Source organism: Paraburkholderia ginsengiterrae, from assembly GCF_001645125.1.
Classification (GTDB): domain Bacteria; phylum Pseudomonadota; class Gammaproteobacteria; order Burkholderiales; family Burkholderiaceae; genus Paraburkholderia; species Paraburkholderia ginsengiterrae.
Window position 1 is genome coordinate 127464 of sequence record NZ_LXKA01000109.1, and the last position, 18756, is coordinate 146219.

An 18756-nucleotide genomic window follows, 5' to 3' on the forward strand; every position below is an offset into this window, starting at 1 on the left:
TCGCGGTCGTGGTCGTGGTCGCGCTAGCTCGGCAGCTACGCCCGAAAGCCGCAAATCGCGCGGTACCGATGCCGCGGCAAGGATGAAAGCCAAGGCATTGCGCTGCCTCGCTGACTTCCTGGTAGATGCACGAAACAACGTGTCCAGGAAGGATTTGCAGAACAGCTTTTTAATGCGTCGCTTGAAGTGGTTGGTAGCTTGCTGGCAGAACTCACGTCGATACTGCCTGCAGTGTCTTAGGAAGCGGCGCCGAAAATCCTTTGAGACATCCGCAAGGGCAAATTCAAGTGTTCGGTCGGTCTCTCTGCCCACCCTAAGAGACTCCTTGCGGGTCCGTCTCATGTCCGACCACCATCGGCGGATGCTGCGGACGTTCGAGACTCGGACAGCAATCCAGCAGTGCCGAACATAGCGGCCAGGCGTTCGGCGAACAGCTTTTGGACTTCTTTGTCGCCAAGGCCCACGCCCGGCTGGCAATGCACCAAATGTCCCTCGACGCCTTCGAAGCCCTCACGCATGTCATCAAGTGCCAACCACTTTTTGATTCCATACCTTTTTACATGTCGGCGAACCTGCTGCCCCCGAGGTGTGCTTCGCCACGCGGCTACAGATGCCTCTTCGGGATTGAAGGTCGAGCCAATCACTCGTGCTCGAAGTGAAGCAAGTGGCAGGCTATTGAGCGCCGCTTCGAAGCCTATTGCTTCCACCCAGCTTGTTGACAAAACAATTTGCAATTCAGGATACGGGGCAAGCAGATTTTCGAGCACGGCGGCAAACTCAAAGAAAGATGCCGAAGGGTCGCTGGGCGCAATGCCTACTGCAGTTACATAAGCGTCGGATGAGTGAAGACAATTGTCGAAATCGAGATACAAGACGCCCGCATTGCTGCTCAGTTTTTGAGGCGCATCAGCAATACCCGAACGCATTTCGTTGTCCATCATCTAAGTCTCCTACGAGGGCACCGCAACCGCCGCAATGTTGTCCGTGATTTCCTTGAGCATTTTCATGTCGAGCAGAACTGTGCGGGGCCCGTCGATAGCAGCAACGTCCGCCACACGGATGACTGGCTGTAGCTTGCCTCGGGTCGGGTGTGCGGCAACGAGGCGATGAAGAATCGCCAGCCGCTCATCCTTATCGCCGGTCGTCACCACTTCCACGGATGCAGCGTAAAGAGACATGCGTAACGCGGCAATAGGCGGACGAACGACCATTGCATCGATTCCGTCGGAAGCTAAGGTTGTTAATACGTCGTACGCCATATCGCACCATAACGCCAGTTGAACGGCAGCCCGAGAAGGCAGCGACTCGATGTCGTCAACTTGTGCTGACAACCTATCCGCCTTCGCGTAGTAGTCGTACTGCTTGGGCTCGCCCATTTCCGTCGGATAACCACGCGGAGCATCGACGGAATTGAACAGGAAGGTCAAACCGGAGAACCGGTCGTCGCTTGCAACCAGCTCTTTTTCGATGGCTCCGGATATCTGTGCCAATCGTGCAATACCTTCCATTTCCTCGTAAATGACACGCCGGATGCACGCCCGGTGAATGGAGCTTTTGCTCATGGTGAGTGGCACGGCGTTGCGAATAGCAGTTTCGTGGTTCTTCATCTGCTGGACTATTGGCAGCAATACCTTTGACAACGGTCCGGTCAACCCAGCCTCAACGTTCAAAGGCTGCGGATGAAGGACTGCGTTTGGCTGCTCCGGCGGCTCTGTAACTTCCTCTCGGGTGTCTTTTCGTCTTCTTCGCCGCGCCAAACTACGAGACATGATGTCATCAAAAGACATGTCGTCGTCGACGCGAATGCATCGGTCTGAACGTGAAACCACCCGCACACCCTCCACGGCGACGTCGCTATGAGCAGGAACACGGCCATGCATCCAAATATCGATGCTCGCGCGGTGACGACGAAGCAGCCATCGCAGGTCGTTCGTCTGTGCGAATAGTCGCGCGTTCGCTCTCCGGTCCTTACGCCCCGACCATCCCAGTGGGTCGACATCTTCAGACCGGTAATGGGCTACTGCCTGCAATGGTGCACGCACAGGCGAGTTATTCGAGACAACTACGGTTGCCCCATCGAAGGGGACATCCAGCTGTGCGTTCAGCCAGCTCACAGCTTTCCTGTTCTCAAGAAGCGAAATCGCAGGATGGAATGCTTTTGCCTCACTCCCGGCACGAGAAGCCGGCGACGCAAGTCCCGCTTGTCGGCAAAGCTCTTCTGCTTGCTGGCAATTGAACGGGTCGTCCCACCACGACGATGCGTCGATGGTATTGAAATCAGGACAGCCTGCAATGCATTCAGCAACTAGCGAAGGTCTCCAGTCATCAAAGGAACACCACAGAGTCGTGCCGAGAAATCGTACGCCCTGCAAGACAATCGCGTCCTTTTCCAACACGTGCACGGAGGTTCCTGCCGCAAGAAACTGGGCCTGTTTGACGGCCTCTGTTGCATCCCGACCTGACAGTTCGCTCGAACCCAAGACGTAGATTGTCGGCAGGCTCGTTGCCGCTAGGGCCGGTATTGCTTCATCAAGATTACCAAGACCTCCTGCAACAACCAGGATGTTGCAATTTTTTAAGGCGGCTAGCGATTCGCGGCGCTCCTCCACGGTTGCGCCCGCTAGCAACTGGATGCGTGGGAACGGGTCGTCGCGGTACAGGCGCCAAAGCCCTGACGAGGTGGCCATCCTTCTCTTCCTTAAATTTGAGGGGTTTTGAACCCAATAAAACAGGCTTAGGGCGCTCACCGCCCGAGCTCAAATGCATAGGCGAAATCTACCCGGGTGTACGAAGTTTGTCTATACAAAGTTGGTCTATATGTAGTTGGTCTATACGGAGTTGACCGTAGACTAACTTCATACAGCATGGGACCATCGGCGGCTTAAAATCTCTCTGGCTATCGATGACGTCTCTGGCCGAACGTTTCGCCCAAAATCTCAGGTGGTGCCGCGAAGAGCTCGGATGGTCGCAGAGCGAGTTGGCGAGCCGGGCAGACGTGGACTCGACGCTGATAAGTCGCATTGAACGCAATCTGGTCAGCGTTTCGCTCGACCGCGCTGCCCGCTTTGCTCAAGTTTTAGGGGTAGAGTTGGCGGCGCTCCTTGACACCCCAAAGGGCACGAACGTCCCGTTTGGCATTCACAGCCAGCGCGCAATTTCGAGCGCGCAGCTGATGGCAAATGTAAAGTCGACGCGGGAGGCTGCCGGCCTCAGTCAGAGCGTGGTAGCCAAACGGGCGACGCTTCAACGGGGCTACGTATCCGTCCTCGAGAAAGGCGAGACGAAGCTATATTTAAAGACATTAGAAAAGCTCGCAGCAGCGCTCAAGGTTACGCCAGGGGAGCTTGTCTAGTCGCAGGACACAAAAAGGCTCACGATTGGGATTGGCGACAATGCGATGCCGCGCTTGTGGCCTGGACCCAAGCGCTGACTACGTCGGCGCGCCACCGAAGAAGGTCGCGGTCGAACAGTTCGGCGCGGGGTGGTAGCAGCCAGGGGCGGTGCCGAGCCCGCAAAACGACGGTGCGAATGGAGATGCCAAGTAGCTGCGCAAGGTCGTAAGCATCAAGGAAGCTGAAAGTTTGATTGTTGGGCCAGGACGTCATCCCAAAGATAGACATGACCTTTAAACGCGATTTGCGAGCGCGCGCTTATCGGTTGTTGTTAAGTACGGCGTTACTGCCGAACCAAAAAGATACCGGTTGGAACAATGGAAATTCCAGAAGCGACCGTAGAGAGCGTAGAGGCAGCGTTACGTAAACTGTCAGGTCCGGACGCTGAAGAGCTGTGCGTTCCTCGCGCCGGCAAGTTCATGTCGTTCTTTTCAGACGCGGGGCTGCTTCAACTGGTCATCACTTGGGCGCGAAAGAATCCCGGTGGGGCTCGAGCTAGGTTTGATGACATCTTGGCCAATACGGCTGATTTTGGTGCGAATCTTGAAAAAATGCTCGGCAGGCCGTACGCGCTGGCCGCGTGGGTGATGGCCAAACAGTTGGTTGACGCAAACGGCACTCGCCTCGGTCGGTCAGAAGGTCGCGTCTACAGCAACTACATCGATGCCATGGATGAGTTCGAGTTCGCTCGGACGCATCCGTCCAGCGACGGCGTCAATCTCCTGTGCGTTCAAGGCTCGCCACGCGAATTCATTCGCCCCCTGTACGAAGGCCCACAAGGCGAGCGCAAGCTCCGCCAGTTTGGTGAAATCAGAGTTGTCGTCCAGGATGCCTTGGCACATCTCGCGCAGGAGTGGACCGCGAAGAAGCTCTTGGATGTCTCCGAGGCAGCTACGCAACTGGCACGCGAACTCATCGAAAATTCTGATTGGTGGGCTCGGGCCGATGAGCGCGGGGTCTTCTATTCAAAGGGAATCAGGGCGATTACGTTCCGACTCGTGAATGTCGATGACACCAACGTTGAACAGGTTTCTGGTGAAAACACGCACGTCCGCAATTTTCTGATTCAAAGCCTTGCCGAAGACAGTGTTCGCCATCCTGCACAAGGCAGTCACCGAAAAGAAGATATCCGGCAGCTATCGTTCATTGAACTATCAATCGTTGATTCTGGCCCGGGCCTGGCCCGCCGTTGGATGTCCACCGGTGCGGAACTGAGGAAGCAGATTCCGGACGTTACCCAAATCTCGCTAGAAGAGGAGGAGGACGCTGTTGTCTCATGCTTCCGAAAATGGGCGACTTCATCTGGCGATACGAACCGTGGCATTGGGTTGTTTGCGGTCGCTCGGTTGCTTCGAAGGAGAAAGGGCTTCCTGCGATTGCGCACTGGCCGACTGGCGTTTCTGTTCGGTACACGTTCTGCAATTGTCGATATTGAAACGCGCCTGAAGTTCGAGAAAAAGGACCTTCAACAGTCGTACGCACGTCTCGACGACGGTACGCACGTCTTCCTTGAAGAAGGCAAGATGCTTTTCTTCCTGCGCGCATGGACCGCCGACGAGCTTGGTGCGGTGGAGGGAACCTCTTTTTCGATTCTGCTGCCCGCCTGAAGACAACTACGATGCTAATAATTCCTTTCTCCGGCGCAGCGGTAGCCAGCGAGTATCGACATAGCGTGCTCGTCTTTCTAGGGCATGACGAGGTTGAGTGGCCTGAAATCAGTTCCAAGTTCTCTGATTGGGCGAAGAAGAATGTAGTACCCCCAAGAGCGTTACTGGTTGCGAAGTTTGTCCACGCACACCGGCTGATGGATGCGGTTCGTGACGGGAGCGCATCCGGACATTTGGATATTTTGGCCAAGGGCAAGCTGGTCGTGGCGGGATTCGATTGCGGCGGTGCCGTTCTCGGAATAACGCAGGACGACGTCGGCGCTATGCAGGACTTCACAGACCTTTTCGGATGCGCGGCCAAGGAGTTTTTGGCGAACGCAGCGCAGCGTGGTGGCGTCGTCGTTGCGGCGCCGCCCGGCTTTTATTTTGCCAAGCAGTCAGACAAGTACGCCAGCCACTTCCTTCGAGCAGAGTCTCTGCTGAGCGGAACGACCGAGATTGAACTGCTGTCAGTCGCGTTGCTTCAAAAATTCCATCAGTTCTGCGAGCAGGAAAAGGCCGCGCCTGCGATTCGTATCTTCATTGATTCGATGGCCATATGGCCGGTCGCGCAAATGCTTGTGCACGCGCATTGCACCAACCCCTCGAACATTCGACGCTATTCAATCGAAAGCTTTCGGGGGTATGAAGGCCTGGAGAATTGGGACGCGCTGCCGGGGCCAGCGTTTGTCATTATCTCCGCGTCGACATCAGGTGGTCTTGAGACGAAGGTGCGGGAGAAACTGGGTCGAAGCCGCAATGTGCCTGTTGTGACACTCATCGGATTGGAAAACGAAGCGGCATCCAGCGAGGACGACGAGGTAACCGACGACGACCGGTCGTTATGCCTGTTTCGGGTTTGCAGGAATCTGGTTGGTGAGCCTGCGCTGGATGGCTTGCGGCCAGAGTTTCAACCAAATGTGACGAGCTTGCCTGCAGGCGCCGAAAGCGTACGGGTGATTGGCGAGCGTTTCCTGAGTCACAACAATCGTCCGAAACTGGTCCGGCTAGCTCAAAAGTCTCTCGCACAAAAAGACAGGCGCACACTCGCCACCTTGGCTAAAGCGCATATGCCGGTCGCTGCCCGTCGGAAGGCCGTAGGGAACGACTGGTGGTCAGTTTCGCTTGATGTGCCCAAGCTGATGGAGACCTACTCGGTACCCGGTGCCGATGGTGCTTGCGTGCTTGCGGGATGGATTCGAAACTTCGCCGCACCTGGTCCGACCGTTATCGTGTATCCAAAGGATTTGGTGGGAGCAGAAGCGCATAACCGTCTCCTTGCACAACGGATTGAATCGCTGCTTTTGGAGCGTGCGCCGGGCACCGTAATAAAGGTCGTCGACCATACGCACCTCGACAAGCCCGAGCCTGACCTTAAAGCCTTCTTGAAGGACGCCGCCGCAATTGTCGCGAGCCCAATTGTTTCGAACGGTTTTGTGTTCAAGCAGATAAGCGCGATGCTGCGGCTGGTTCAGCCGTCCGGACCGCGTCTATATATCGCCCTCGGTGTATTGCCCGAGTCTCAGGCACGGTTCAAGGAATTGAGCAGCGACATTGGTGCCAACGCCGATAGCAGCGCATATCGTTTCAAGTATGCATTCGCACTGCCTGTTGGGCGAATTGACAGGGCAATCCAGTGGGACCAAGAACTCACTTTGCTTGATGATGTCATCGAGTCATGCGAGACGGAGGACATTGCGGTCCCGAAAAACTTAAGTGGCCGACGTGACGCCATGCGGTCTCCGACGGGACTGACAGACATATTGACATTCCTTCCAACCTCCGCCGGCGCTCCACAGCCGATTTCGGCTGGGTTTCTGCTCTGGGACATCGAAAAGCCGCTCGCAGGCGACGACTTCGGCGCTTCTGTATTGCTGACGGTTGCGGCGTTCCTGGAAGCCTCCCGCAATGCACGCTCCGGAGACGTCGAGACATCTTTGCGAAGCGGGGTGTTTCAACACACATTGATTGAGCCGGCCACATTCACACGGTTCAACGACGGCGCTATTCAGGCGGCGATACTTCGAGCAGCCTACGCGTCGGAGCTGGATTATTCCGCCGACAGGGCCGCCAGTCGAGATATGGCGAGACTTATCTCAAAATTCATTGAATTGCACGATGAGCCTGCCGGGAGTGCGGCGGCCGAGTTTGTACTCGCCATTCTGGTCGGGAAACTGACGTTGCACCGCGATGATTTGCCGACCATTCTGCTCGCCTGTGAAACGCTCGACGGCTGGCTCGCAGTTTTGGCAGCGCAGCTTCACGAGTCTGCCCGGTTCTAAGATTTGTAGTGCGTGGCTGCACCAATTCAAAGAGAACGCGGTTGGTGGCTTGCTCCGGGCAGGGAAACACGCTGTGGTCTAGAATTGTCGTGAACTGTCCATTTATATCGAAAGACGATGGACACGCAGACGTTTATTTAAGATGTTGATTTTAAGGGGAAAACGTATGTCCATCTTCGATGAAATTATGGGTGCTCTGGGCTACAAGATCGAGTTCATCCAGAAGAAGAAATAACGTCGCAGCGGCGCGAGGTCCGGCAATGAATCACAGCAATCCCTACTTCAAGGAACTGGACGACATTCACCTCGAAATCCAGGCCCTGTTCGACGGTTCCGCGGATGAAGGCGCGCTGCAGCGAATCATGGCGCGCTTCGCGCCGCAGTTCACGCTGGTTATGACCTCGGGTGTCGCGCTCGACCATGCCGGCGTGCGCGAGATTTTCTCGAAGCTGCACGGCGCGCGTCCGGGCTCGCAAATCATGATTCGCGACCGGGAGATCGTCGCCGAGTATCCATCGGGCGCGGTGGTGAAATATCGAGAGTATCAGCGCGACGGCGCCGGCAATGCGAACGTGCGGCGCTCAACCGCGGTGATGGATCTCGACGCGCACGGCAAGGTAATGTGGCGTCATTTGCAGGAAACGTTCTGCGCGGAATGAGCGCGAGGGCATGACAAGCCGGCGCTTGAGACCACAGCGCCGGTTGCAAGGCGCGAGGTTCTCAAAGCGTCGGCAGCAACTCCGGCGGATGCGACTTCAACGTCTGCCGTGCTTCGCGGAATTCCGGGAAAATCGATTCGACCGTTTGCCAGAAGCGCGGGCTGTGATTCATTTCACGCAGATGCGCGAGCTCGTGCGCAACGACGTAGTCGATGATGGAAATCGGGAAATGAATCAGCCGCCAGTTCAGGCGAATCTTGCCGTCACTCGAACAACTGCCCCAGCGCGTGGCCGCTGAAGAGAGCGCATACGCGCGATAGTTCACGCCCAGCTTTTCCGCGTAAATGGCAAGGCGCTCGCCGAACAGGCGCTTCGCTTCGCCCTGCAGCCAGCCTTGCACGCGGTCCTTGATCTGCTGCGGGTCGGCCTGCAACGGCAGCGGCACTTGCAGTGCCGCATCGTCCGCGCTGAACGCGAGCATGCCTTGCGGCGCGCCGAGCTTCACGCGCACCGGCTGACCGAGATACGGCACTTCGGCGCCGTCTTTCCAGTCGACCTTCGGCAACGCGCGCTGCTCGACGCGGGTCTGCCATTCAATCAGCTTCGTAAAAATCCAGCGCTGCTTTTCGGTGATCGCGGTTTCAATATCCGCGAGTGTGACCCAGCGCGGCGCGGTGATCGTCAGTCCGGTGCTGTCGATCGCAAAGCCGATCGAGCGCCGCGCCGAACGCTTGAGAACATAGTGGAGCGTGCGTGCGCCGATCGTGAGACTGCGCAGCTTGCTGCCGTCCGGCGCGAGCGGCGCGGCAGGCTGTTGCCCGGCGGGCGCGTCTTGCGAAGTGCCGGACGAAGGCGCCGACGGTGAAGGCGACGACGACGTCGACCCCGGCTCGGCGAAGAGCGGGAGATCGAGTTGCCGGTTGTCGAGCGCCGCAGCGGGCTGCGACGTAGGAGACTTCTGCATCGGATTCGGCTTCGCGCAAATGCGCCTTCGAGGGCGCGGGCGCGTCAGATTGGTGCGGCGGCGGAACTGCTTTCCGCCGCGCGGTACGCGGAGGGATCGATGCGACGCATTTCAGCTTCGATCCACTGTTCGACGCGCGTGTTCACTTCATCGGGCGTGAGCCCCGTCGTGTCGATCGGCTTGCCGATCGACACTGTGACTATACCCGCATATTTGAGAAACGAGTTACGCGGCCACACACGTCCTGCGTTGTGAGCGATCGGTACGACCGGCGCGCCGGTGGCAATCGCAAAACGCGCGCCGCCGGTTTTGTATTTGCCCTGCTTGCCAGTCGGCGTGCGCGTGCCTTCCGGAAACATGATCACCCACGCGCCTTCCGCCATGCGCGCCTTGCCTTGCCTGATGACCGATTCGAACGCGTACTTGCCTTCCTTGCGATCGATGTGAACCATCTTCAGCAAGCCGAGCGCCCAGCCGAAGAACGGCACGTAGAGCAGCTCGCGCTTGAACACGTAGCACAGCGGCCGCGGCATCAGCGCCGGGAAGGCCAGCGTTTCCCAGGCCGATTGATGCTTGGACAGCAGCACGGCGGGACCGTCGGGCAGATTTTCGAAGCCTTCGATCTTGTAGCGGATGCCGTTGAGCCAGCGCACGGTATGGAGCGTCGCGCGGCACCAGCCGGCCGCCATCCAGTAGCGCTTGTCGGCGTGCAGGAACGGGAACGCGATGAAGCACGCGCAGGCGTACGGCACCGTGAATACCACGAAATAGATCAGCAGCAGCAGGGAACGAATGAAGCGCATCGGCGTGGTCAGTAAGGTTGGAGGACGCGCGCGGTGCGCGTCACTCGTGAGCGTCGGCGAGGAAGTCGAGTGCGAACGCACGCAGGTCGTCGTGCACGATCGTGCCCTCGGGCAAGCCGCCGGCCGCGAGCGTTTTTTGGCCCTTGCCGGTCAGCACCAGATGAGTCGGATGGCCGAGCGCGGCACCCGCTTGCAGATCGCGCATGGCGTCGCCTACCACCGGAGTATGTTCCGGATCGACCTCGAAGCGTTCGGTGATCATCTTAAGCATACCGGGCTTCGGCTTGCGGCACTCGCAATGATCTTGCGCCGTGTGCGGGCAGAAGAATACCGCGTCGATGCGCCCGCCGACCGCCGCGGCCATGCGATGCATTTTCAGATGCATCGCATTGAGCGCGTTCATGTCGAACAGGCCGCGGCCGATGCCCGACTGGTTGGTCGCGATCGCCACGCGGTAGCCGGCCTGGTTCAGCCGCGCAATGGCTTCGAGCGAACCGGGCAGGGCGACCCATTCGTCCGGCGATTTGATGAACGCGTCGGAGTCGACGTTGATCACGCCGTCGCGGTCGAGGATCACCACTTTCTTGGTCGGCATGGCGCGGGGCTCAGGCGGCGAGTCGGGAAATGTCGGCCACGCAGTTCATCTGCTGATGCAGTGCGCCGAGCAAAGCCAGACGGTTGGCGCGCAACGCCGGATCTTCGGCGTTGACCATCACGTCGTTGAAGAACGTGTCGACCGGTTCGCGCAACGCTGCGAGCGCGGTCAGCGCACCCGTGTAGTCACGCGTGGCCAGTTGCGCCTGCACGTGCGGCGCGACCTGTTCGAGTTGCGCATGCAGGGCTCGTTCCGCCGCTTCGCTCAGCAACGCGACCTGCACGCTGCCGTTCGTGACGCCTTCCGACTTCTTCAGAATGTTCGAGATGCGCTTGTTGGCTGCCGCGAGCGATGCCGCTTCGGCCAGTGTCGCGAATTGGCGGACCGCGTCGAGGCGCGCGACGATGTCGTCGAGGCGCGTGGGGTTCAGCGCCAGCACCGCGTCGATTTCGCCCGGCGCGTAGCCGCGTTCACGCAGCAAACCGCGCAGACGGTCCATGCTGAATTCGTAAATGGCTTGCGTCGAATCGGCGACGTTCGGCACCGCGGCGAATTGCGCGTACGCCGTGCGCAACAGTTCGACGAAGTCGACCGGCAGTTGCTTCTCGACCAGAATCCGCAGCACGCCGAGCGCGTGACGGCGCAGCGCGAACGGGTCTTTCTCGCCGGTGGGCTGCAGGCCGATGCCCCAGATGCCGACCAGCGTTTCGAGCTTGTCGGCGAGCGCGACGACCGTGCCGGTTGCGGTAGCCGGCAACGCGTCGCCGGAGAAACGCGGCTGATAATGTTCCGAGCACGCGAGCGCGACGTCTTCCGGCTCGCCGTCGTGGCGCGCGTAGTACGTACCCATCGTGCCTTGCAGCTCGGGGAATTCGCCGACCATGTCGGTGATCAGGTCGGCCTTCGCGAGCCGCGCGGCGCGCTTCGCATGCGCGACGTCCGCGCCGATCAGCGCGGCGATCGCGCCGGCCAGGGCTTCGACGCGCTCCACACGTTGCAGCGCCGAGCCCAGCTTGTTGTGATACACGACGTTCGCGAGCAGCGGCACGCGCTCGGCGAGCGGCTTCTTCTTGTCCTGCTCGAAGAAGAACTTGGCGTCGGCCAGACGCGGACGCACCACGCGTTCATTGCCTTCGACGATATCGCCCGGCGTGGCCGTTTCGATGTTCGACACGATCAGGAAGCGCGAGCGAAGCTTGCCGTTCGCATCCGTCAGCGCGAAGTATTTCTGGTTCGTCTGCATGGTGAGGATCAGGCATTCCTGCGGCACTTGCAGGAATTCGTCCTCGAAACGGCAGGCGTAGACCACCGGCCATTCGACCAGCGAGGTCACTTCGTCCAGCAACGCTTCCGGCATCACCACCTGGTCCCCGTCGGCTTGCGCGAGCAGGTGCGTGCGGATGGTTTCCTTGCGGTCGGCGAAATTCGCCACGACGCGGCCTTTATGCAGCAGCGTCTCGGCGTATGCATCCGCGTGCTGGATCTGCACGAAACCTTCGGAGAGGAAGCGATGGCCGCGCGTGGTGTCGTCGGCGTCGATGCCGAATGCGGTGACCGGCACGATCTGATCGTTGTGCAGCACGGTCAGACGATGCACCGGACGCACGAATTGCACGTTGGTGCCGTCCGGGCGCTGATACGTCATGACCTTCGGGATCGGCAGCTTGGCGAGCGTTTCGTCGAGCGCACTCTGCAAGCCTTCGGCGAGCGTGGCGCCGGGCGCGGCATAGCGCAGGAAGAACGCTTCGGCCTTGCCGTCCTGCGCGCGCTCCAGGTCGTTCACCGAAAAATCGGGGAAGCCGAGCGCGGCGAGTTTCTTGGCGAGCGGTGCGGTGGGCTGACCGTCTTTATCCAGCGCGACGGAAACCGGCAGCACTTTTTCGCGCACGTGCTTTTCCGGTGCAACCGCGCGCACGTTGCGGATCGTGACGGCGAGGCGGCGCGGCGTGGCATAACGTTCGAACGACAATTCGCCTTCGACCAGGTCGCGCGCCGCGAGGCGCTCGGCAATGCCTTCGGCGAAGGCGTCGCCAAGACGCGCGAGCGCTTTGGGCGGCAGTTCTTCGGTCAGCAGCTCGACGAGCAGGGTAGCTTGATGGGGTTGATTCATGTCCTGGTGTTCTCGTCTCGTCAGTTCTGGTCGATCTTGCGTTCGACTTTCAGCGGCGGCGCCCACGCGGGCATCGCGGCGTCCTGTTCGGCGGTCGTGAGGCCGGGCACGCCGTGCACCGGATTGCCGAGCATCGGGAAGCCGAGCTTTTCGCGCGAATCGTAGTAGGCCTGCGCGACCAGCTTCGACAGCGCACGAATGCGGCCGATATACGCCGCGCGCTCCGTGACCGAAATGGCGCCGCGTGCGTCGAGCAGGTTGAACGTGTGACCGGCCTTCAGCACCAGTTCATAGGCCGGCAGCGCGATCTGCGCTTCGATCATGCGGCGCGCTTCGGCTTCGTAGCTGTTGAAGATCGAGAACAGCAGCTCGACGTTCGCGTACTCGAAGTTGTAGGTGGACTGTTCGACTTCGTTCTGGTGGTACACGTCGCCATAGGTCAGGCGGCGCAGTTCCGGGCCGTTCGGGCCTTGCTCTTCCCACTCGGTCCACACCAGGTCGTAGACATTTTCGACCTTTTGCAGATACATGGCGAGACGTTCGAGACCGTAGGTGATTTCGCCGAGCACGGGTTTGCAGTCCAGACCGCCGACCTGCTGGAAGTAGGTGAACTGGGTCACTTCCATGCCGTTCAGCCACACTTCCCAGCCGAGGCCCCAGGCGCCGAGCGTGGGATTCTCCCAGTCGTCCTCGACGAAGCGCACGTCGTTCTGCTTCAGGTCGAAGCCGAGGGCTTCGAGCGAGCCGAGGTACAGGTCGAGGATGTTTTCCGGCGCGGGCTTGAGCACCACCTGATACTGGTAGTAGTGCTGCAGGCGGTTCGGGTTTTCGCCGTAGCGGCCGTCTTTCGGGCGGCGCGACGGCTGCACATAGGCAGCGCGCCACGGCTCGGGGCCGACCGCGCGCAGGAAGGTGTGAACGTGGGACGTGCCCGCGCCGACTTCCATGTCGATCGGCTGGAGCAACGCGCAGCCCTGCTTGTCCCAGTAGGACTGCAGGGTCAGGATGATTTGCTGAAACGTGAGCATGAAGTGCCTTTCGGGCATGGGGCCGCGCCGCGGGCGCCAAAGCGCGCGGGGTGGCCGTGGAGCGAAGTGCTAAACCTGAGATTTTAACGGAAAGGGAGGGGGGTGTCCGTTTTGCGGGGTCGGACGGAACCCGAAGCACTCTTTGGGCGACGAAGCGCGGCTTGTGGCAGCGCTTCGTCGTCGTTCACAGGTTAGGGCGCGTGTGCCGGCACAGCCGTCACGTCGCCGCCAGTTCCACCTTCGGCGAGAACGAATCGCTTTGCGCTAGCGGCCAGTACTTTTCGAACAGCGAATAGCGATAATTACCGTTGAGAAGATCGTTCGGCTCGAGATACTTCAGCAGTTCCGACATCAGGCGCACCTCATGCGAGGACACGCGCCGCACGATGTGATGCGCGCGCAGTTCCGCCGGATGCTTCAGCCCTGCGGCCTGAATGATCTCCTGCAGCGCATGCAGCGTATTGTGGTGGAAGTTGAACACGCGCTCGGCCTTGTCCGGCACGACCAGCGCGCGCTGGCGCACCGGGTCTTGCGTCGCGACGCCGGTCGGGCAGCGCCCGGTGTGGCAGGTCTGCGCCTGGATGCAGCCCACCGCGAACATGAAGCCGCGCGCCGCGTTCACCCAGTCCGCGCCGATCGCCAGCGTCTTGGTGATGTCGAACGCCGTGATCATCTTGCCGCTCGCGCCGAGGCGAATACGCTGCCGCAAGCCGATGCCGACCAGCGTGTTGTGCACCAGCAGTAGCCCTTCCTGCAGCGGCACGCCGACATGGTCGGTGAACTCGAGAGGCGCGGCACCGGTGCCGCCTTCCGCGCCGTCCACGACGATGAAGTCCGGCAGGATGCCCGTCTCCAGCATCGCCTTCGCAATGCCGAAAAATTCCCACGGATGCCCGATGCACAGCTTGAAGCCCGTCGGCTTGCCGCCCGACAGCGTACGCAGCCGCTCGACGAATTCGAGCAATCCGCGCGGCGTCGAGAACTCGGAGTGCGTGGCGGGCGAGATGCAGTCGCGGCCCATCGGCACGCCACGCGTCTCGGCGATTTCGGGCGTGATCTTGGCGGCCGGCAGCACGCCGCCGTGACCCGGTTTCGCCCCTTGCGAGAGCTTCACCTCGATCATCTTCACTTGCGGCTCGGCGGCCTGCTTCGCGAATTTCTCCGCGCTGAACGTGCCGTCGTCGTTGCGGCAGCCGAAGTAGCCCGAGGCGATTTCCCAGATGATGTCGCCACCGTGCTCGCGGTGATACTTCGACATCGAGCCCTCACCGGTGTCGTGCGCGAAGTTGCCTTTCTTCGCACCCAGATTCAGCGCCATGATCGCGTTCGCCGACAGCGAGCCAAAGCTCATTGCGGAGACGTTGAAGATCGACATCGAGTAGGGTTGCGCGCGATCCGGTCCGACGACGACGCGGAAATCGTGGCTATCGATCTTCGTCGGCGCGAGCGAGTGGCTTATCCATTCGTGCGCGACGGCCTTCACGTCGAGTTCGGTCCCGTACGGACGGCTGTCCACGTCGTTCTTCGCGCGCTGGTAGACGATGCTGCGCTGGGCGCGCGAGAACGGCTTCTCGTCGGTGTCGTCCTCGACGAAATACTGGCGGATTTCCGGGCGGATGAATTCGAACAGGAAACGGAAGTGGCCCCACAGCGGATAGTTGCGCAAAATCGCGTGGCGCTGCTGGGTCAGATCGAACAGTCCAAGGGCGACGAGCGCGAGCGGCACGATGAGCCAGAGCCACGAAATGTGATGCGTCGCGGCGAGCGCCGCGCAGACGACAAGCAATACGACTGCGCACCACATGGCGAAGTAACGTCGAGAAAACATGGGGACTCCAGTGCAGTGAGGATCGTCACGGAGAGATCGCCAACGCTGGCGGCGTGGACGGAATCCGCCGTGGCAGAACACGAATGACGGCTTGTTATTGTGGTGAAGCTAGCTGCGGCCCGGCGAGCGGGCGCGTGGACGGCTTGCGCCGCCCGGGTCCTGACGATGCAACGTGAAGGTGAAGCGTGAAAGTGAGGCGCGTGCGGCGAAACCGGATAGGGCCGCACGCTCGGTCGCATGACTCAGCGGGCGCTCAGCAGCGCCGCTTTTTGCGGCTGGCGCGCGACCGGCTGCCCGGTTACCGCCTGTTCGATGATGCCGCCGCCGAGGCATACCTCGCCATCGTAGAGCACCGCCGATTGCCCCGGTGTGACAGCCCACTGTGCCGCGTCGAAAGTCAGCTCGAAGAGGCCTTCGCCGGCGCCCGGCGCCAGGGTGCCCTGCGCATTGAATGTGCACGAGGCATCCGCCTGCCGGTAACGGGTCTTCGCGCCGCACGCGAAGCCGTTTGCCGGCGGCTCGCCCGCGACCCAGCTCGTATTGCCCGCGCTGAGCGTATGGCTGAGCAGCCACGAATGATCGTGCCCCTGTGCGACGTACAGCGTGTTCGAAGGAATGTCCTTGCCGGCCACGAACCACGGTTCGCCGCTGCCGTCCTTGCTGCCGCCGAGGCCGATGCCCTTGCGCTGGCCGAAGGTATAGAACGCGAGGCCGATATGTTCGCCGACCACTTTGCCGTCGGTGGTTTTCATCGGACCGGGCTTGGTGGGCAGATAGCGGTTCAGAAAATCGCGGAACGGCCGTTCGCCAATGAAACAGATGCCGGTCGAATCTTTTTTCTTCGCGTTGGGCAATCCGATCTGTTCGGCGATTTCCCGCACCTTCGTTTTCGGCATTTCGCCCAGCGGGAACAGCGTCTTCGACAATTGCGCCTGATTCAGGCGATGCAGGAAGTACGACTGATCTTTCGTATGATCGAAAGCCTTCAGCAGCTCGAAGCGGCCGTTGTTTTCCCGCACACGTGCGTAGTGCCCCGTGGCGATGGTTTCCGCGCCGAGTGACATGGCGTGGTCGAGGAAGGCCTTGAACTTGATTTCGGCGTTGCAGAGCACGTCCGGGTTCGGCGTGCGGCCGGCCGAGTATTCGCGCAGGAATTCGGCGAACACGCGGTCTTTGTATTCGGCGGCGAAGTTGACCGCTTCGACGTCGATGCCGATCAGATCCGCCACCGAAACCACGTCGATCCAGTCCTGCCGTGTCGAGCAGTACTCGCTGTCGTCGTCGTCTTCCCAGTTTTTCATGAACAGGCCGACCACGTCGTAGCCTTGTTCTTTCAGCAGCCACGCGGTGACCGACGAATCGACGCCGCCCGACATGCCTACTACGACTTTCTGCTTGCTCATAAGGTGCTCACTGGGTGCTGCCTGACTTCATGGTTCCTGGGTTGGCCGCTCATGACGGCTGCCGTTTTTGCCCGACCGAATGCGTATGCACGAAGTCGAGCGGGAAACGCCGGCCCGCGAGGTAGTCGTCGAGACATTGCATGACGAGCGGCGTGCGGTGCCGTTCGGGGCAGGCGCGCAATTCGTCGGCGCTCATCCACAACGTGCGGGCGATGTCGGGGTCGAGCGGGCGCTTTGCGTCCGGTTCGCCACCCGTGCCGCAATAAGTGAAGCGCAGGTAGGTGACGCCTTCGCTGCCAGGCCGCTCGAAATGGGTCATGTACATGCCCACCAGCGCCTCGGGCGCAAAAGGGTGGGCGGTTTCCTCGAGCGTTTCGCGGACCACCGCTTCCAGCAGCGTCTCGCCCGCCTCCAGATGGCCGGCGGGCTGGTTCAGGCGCAGGCCGGCGGCGGTATGTTCTTCGACCACGAGAAAGCGCCCGTCACGCTCGACAATGGCCGCGACGGTGACGTGCGGCAGCCAGGTTTCCGGTTTCATGGGTGCGCATTTTACCGTTTATGGGCCACTCTTGCCGGGCCGCGGGCGGCCGGCGGCCCGGCAGGCAGGGGCGGTTGGCGGAAAGGCCGCGGCGGCATGGTGATGGTTGCCCTGTCAGCCGGGCAACCCGGATTGTCCCCGATTTCTGCGCATCCCACAGTTTCGGGTAAAGTGAGGCGTTAGTTAGCCGTTGCATTTGCCTGCCGGCGTGCCTCGTCGGCCGATCCGTCTTAAAAATAGGAAGTCGAGGAGGAACAACGATGCACATCGGAGTGCCAGCAGAGACGCGCGCGCACGAAACCCGCGTCGCCGCGACGCCCGAAACGGTCAGGAAGTATGTGACCCAGGGCCACCGGGTCACCATTCAGGGCGGCGCCGGTACCGGCGCAAGCTTTCCTGACGAACTCTTTACAGCCGCGGGCGCGGAAATCGTCGATGCCGCGACGGCCTTCGGCGCCGATCTCGTCCTGAAGGTCCAGTCACCGACCGACGCCGAACTGCCGCTGCTCAAGCGCGGCGCGACGCTGGTCGGCATGCTCGATCCTTTCAACGCTGAAAACGCCCAGAAGCTGGCCGCGGCCGGCGTCACCGCGTTCGCCCTCGAAGCCGCGCCGCGCACCACGCGCGCGCAAAGCCTCGACGTGCTGTCGTCGCAGGCCAACATCGCCGGGTACAAGGCGGTGCTGCTGGCCGCCACGCTCTATCCGCGCTTCATGCCGATGCTGATGACCGCTGCCGGCACCGTGAAAGCGGCGCGTGTGCTGATTCTGGGCGCGGGCGTGGCGGGTCTGCAGGCGATTGCGACTGCCAAACGCCTCGGCGCGGTGATCGAAGCGTCCGACGTGCGTCCGGCCGTGAAGGAGCAGATCGAATCGCTAGGCGCGAAGTTCCTCGACGTGCCCTACGAAACCGACGAGGAGCGCGAAGCCGCGCAGGGCGTCGGCGGCTACGCACGGCCGATGCCGCCTTCGTGGCTCACGCGCCAGTCGGCGCTGGTGCACGAGCGGGCCAAGCAGGCCGACGTGGTGATCTCCACCGCGCTGATCCCGGGCCGCGCCGCGCCGACGCTGATTTCGGTGGAAACCGTGCAGGCGATGAAACCCGGCTCGGTGCTCATCGACCTCGCCGCCGGACGCGGCGCGGAGTACGAAGGCCGGCGCGGCGGCAACTGCCCGCTCACCGAAGCGGACCAGGTCGTGGTCAAACACGGCGTGACGATCGTCGGCCATACGAATCTGGCCTCGATGGTGCCCGCCGACGCGTCGTCGCTGTACGCGCGCAACCTGCTCGACTTCCTCAAGCTGATCATCACCAAGGAAGGCGCCCTGAACATCGATCTCGCGGACGACATCGTCGCGGCCACGCTGCTGGCGCGCGACGGCGAAGTCACGCGCAAGGCATAGGAGAACGGCGATGGAAGTCATCAACCACACCGTCATCAACCTGATCATCTTCGTGCTGGCGATCTACGTCGGCTACCACGTGGTCTGGAACGTCACACCCGCGCT

At 61.0% G+C, this 18756-nt stretch carries 16 protein-coding genes; 6 read left to right on the forward strand and 10 right to left on the reverse strand.

Features of this window, described 5'->3' with window-relative positions; all coding sequences use genetic code 11:
- Positions 1 to 338: 338 nt before the first annotated feature.
- Both A6V37_RS08070 and A6V37_RS08075 read right to left on the reverse strand, forming a co-directional pair.
- Positions 339 to 941 (reverse strand): HAD domain-containing protein, encoded by a 603-nt coding sequence (locus A6V37_RS08070; RefSeq protein WP_082902578.1) that lies wholly within the window; start codon positions 939 to 941, stop codon positions 339 to 341.
- 9 nt (positions 942 to 950) lie between these two features.
- Complete coding sequence (locus tag A6V37_RS08075; protein WP_064265638.1) at positions 951 to 2687, reverse strand: metallophosphoesterase family protein; 1737 nt, start codon at positions 2685 to 2687, stop codon at positions 951 to 953.
- Between the two features lie 215 nt (positions 2688 to 2902).
- Here A6V37_RS08075 and A6V37_RS08080 point away from each other — a divergent pair, with 215 nt between their 5' ends.
- The 4 genes from A6V37_RS08080 (at position 2903) to A6V37_RS08095 (ending at position 7979) form a co-directional block, all read left to right on the forward strand.
- The gene (locus A6V37_RS08080) at positions 2903 to 3352 is read left to right on the forward strand and encodes a helix-turn-helix domain-containing protein (RefSeq protein WP_064285893.1); all 450 of its coding nucleotides are present in this window, start codon (positions 2903 to 2905) and stop codon (positions 3350 to 3352) included.
- Positions 3353 to 3709: 357 nt separating this feature from the next.
- Positions 3710 to 4999 carry a hypothetical protein gene (locus A6V37_RS08085; protein ID WP_064265640.1) on the forward strand — a complete coding sequence of 430 codons (1290 nt, stop codon included), beginning with the start codon at positions 3710 to 3712 and terminating at the stop codon, positions 4997 to 4999.
- A 65-nt stretch (positions 5000 to 5064) separates the two neighbouring features.
- The gene (locus A6V37_RS08090) at positions 5065 to 7320 is read left to right on the forward strand and encodes a hypothetical protein (protein ID WP_157447857.1); all 2256 of its coding nucleotides are present in this window, start codon (positions 5065 to 5067) and stop codon (positions 7318 to 7320) included.
- A 260-nt stretch (positions 7321 to 7580) separates the two neighbouring features.
- On the forward strand, positions 7581 to 7979 hold the full coding sequence (locus tag A6V37_RS08095) for a hypothetical protein (RefSeq protein ID WP_064265642.1): 399 nt from the start codon (positions 7581 to 7583) through the stop codon (positions 7977 to 7979).
- Positions 7980 to 8040: 61 nt separating this feature from the next.
- Here A6V37_RS08095 and A6V37_RS08100 read toward each other — a convergent pair whose 3' ends face one another.
- The 8 genes from A6V37_RS08100 to A6V37_RS08135 all read right to left on the reverse strand — a co-directional run bounded on the left by A6V37_RS08100 (position 8041) and on the right by A6V37_RS08135 (position 17248).
- Positions 8041 to 8943, reverse strand: a complete 903-nt coding sequence (locus A6V37_RS08100; RefSeq protein WP_064265643.1) for a M48 family metallopeptidase — start codon at positions 8941 to 8943, stop codon at positions 8041 to 8043.
- A gap of 44 nt (positions 8944 to 8987) precedes the next feature.
- The gene (locus tag A6V37_RS08105) at positions 8988 to 9746 is read right to left on the reverse strand and encodes a lysophospholipid acyltransferase family protein (protein WP_064265644.1); all 759 of its coding nucleotides are present in this window, start codon (positions 9744 to 9746) and stop codon (positions 8988 to 8990) included.
- A gap of 40 nt (positions 9747 to 9786) precedes the next feature.
- Positions 9787 to 10341, reverse strand: coding sequence for a D-glycero-beta-D-manno-heptose 1,7-bisphosphate 7-phosphatase (gene gmhB / locus A6V37_RS08110; protein ID WP_064265645.1), 555 nt, complete (start codon positions 10339 to 10341; stop codon positions 9787 to 9789).
- A 10-nt stretch (positions 10342 to 10351) separates the two neighbouring features.
- Positions 10352 to 12451, reverse strand: coding sequence for a glycine--tRNA ligase subunit beta (glyS, locus tag A6V37_RS08115; RefSeq protein ID WP_064265646.1), 2100 nt, complete (start codon positions 12449 to 12451; stop codon positions 10352 to 10354).
- Between the two features lie 20 nt (positions 12452 to 12471).
- The gene (gene glyQ / locus A6V37_RS08120; RefSeq protein ID WP_075643433.1) at positions 12472 to 13479 is read right to left on the reverse strand and encodes a glycine--tRNA ligase subunit alpha; all 1008 of its coding nucleotides are present in this window, start codon (positions 13477 to 13479) and stop codon (positions 12472 to 12474) included.
- A gap of 217 nt (positions 13480 to 13696) precedes the next feature.
- Entirely contained in the window at positions 13697 to 15307 is a 1611-nt protein-coding gene (locus A6V37_RS08125) for an FMN-binding glutamate synthase family protein (protein ID WP_064285895.1), read from the reverse strand.
- Between the two features lie 242 nt (positions 15308 to 15549).
- Positions 15550 to 16710, reverse strand: a complete 1161-nt coding sequence (mnmA, locus tag A6V37_RS08130; RefSeq protein WP_064265648.1) for a tRNA 2-thiouridine(34) synthase MnmA — start codon at positions 16708 to 16710, stop codon at positions 15550 to 15552.
- Positions 16711 to 16759: 49 nt separating this feature from the next.
- The gene (locus A6V37_RS08135) at positions 16760 to 17248 is read right to left on the reverse strand and encodes an NUDIX hydrolase (RefSeq protein ID WP_064265649.1); all 489 of its coding nucleotides are present in this window, start codon (positions 17246 to 17248) and stop codon (positions 16760 to 16762) included.
- A 260-nt stretch (positions 17249 to 17508) separates the two neighbouring features.
- Here A6V37_RS08135 and A6V37_RS08140 point away from each other — a divergent pair, with 260 nt between their 5' ends.
- Both A6V37_RS08140 and A6V37_RS42115 read left to right on the forward strand, forming a co-directional pair.
- Complete coding sequence (locus A6V37_RS08140; protein WP_064285896.1) at positions 17509 to 18651, forward strand: Re/Si-specific NAD(P)(+) transhydrogenase subunit alpha; 1143 nt, start codon at positions 17509 to 17511, stop codon at positions 18649 to 18651.
- A gap of 10 nt (positions 18652 to 18661) precedes the next feature.
- Positions 18662 to 18756: proton-translocating transhydrogenase family protein (locus A6V37_RS42115; RefSeq protein WP_242665979.1), on the forward strand; the 95-nt coding region annotated here is incomplete at its 3' end.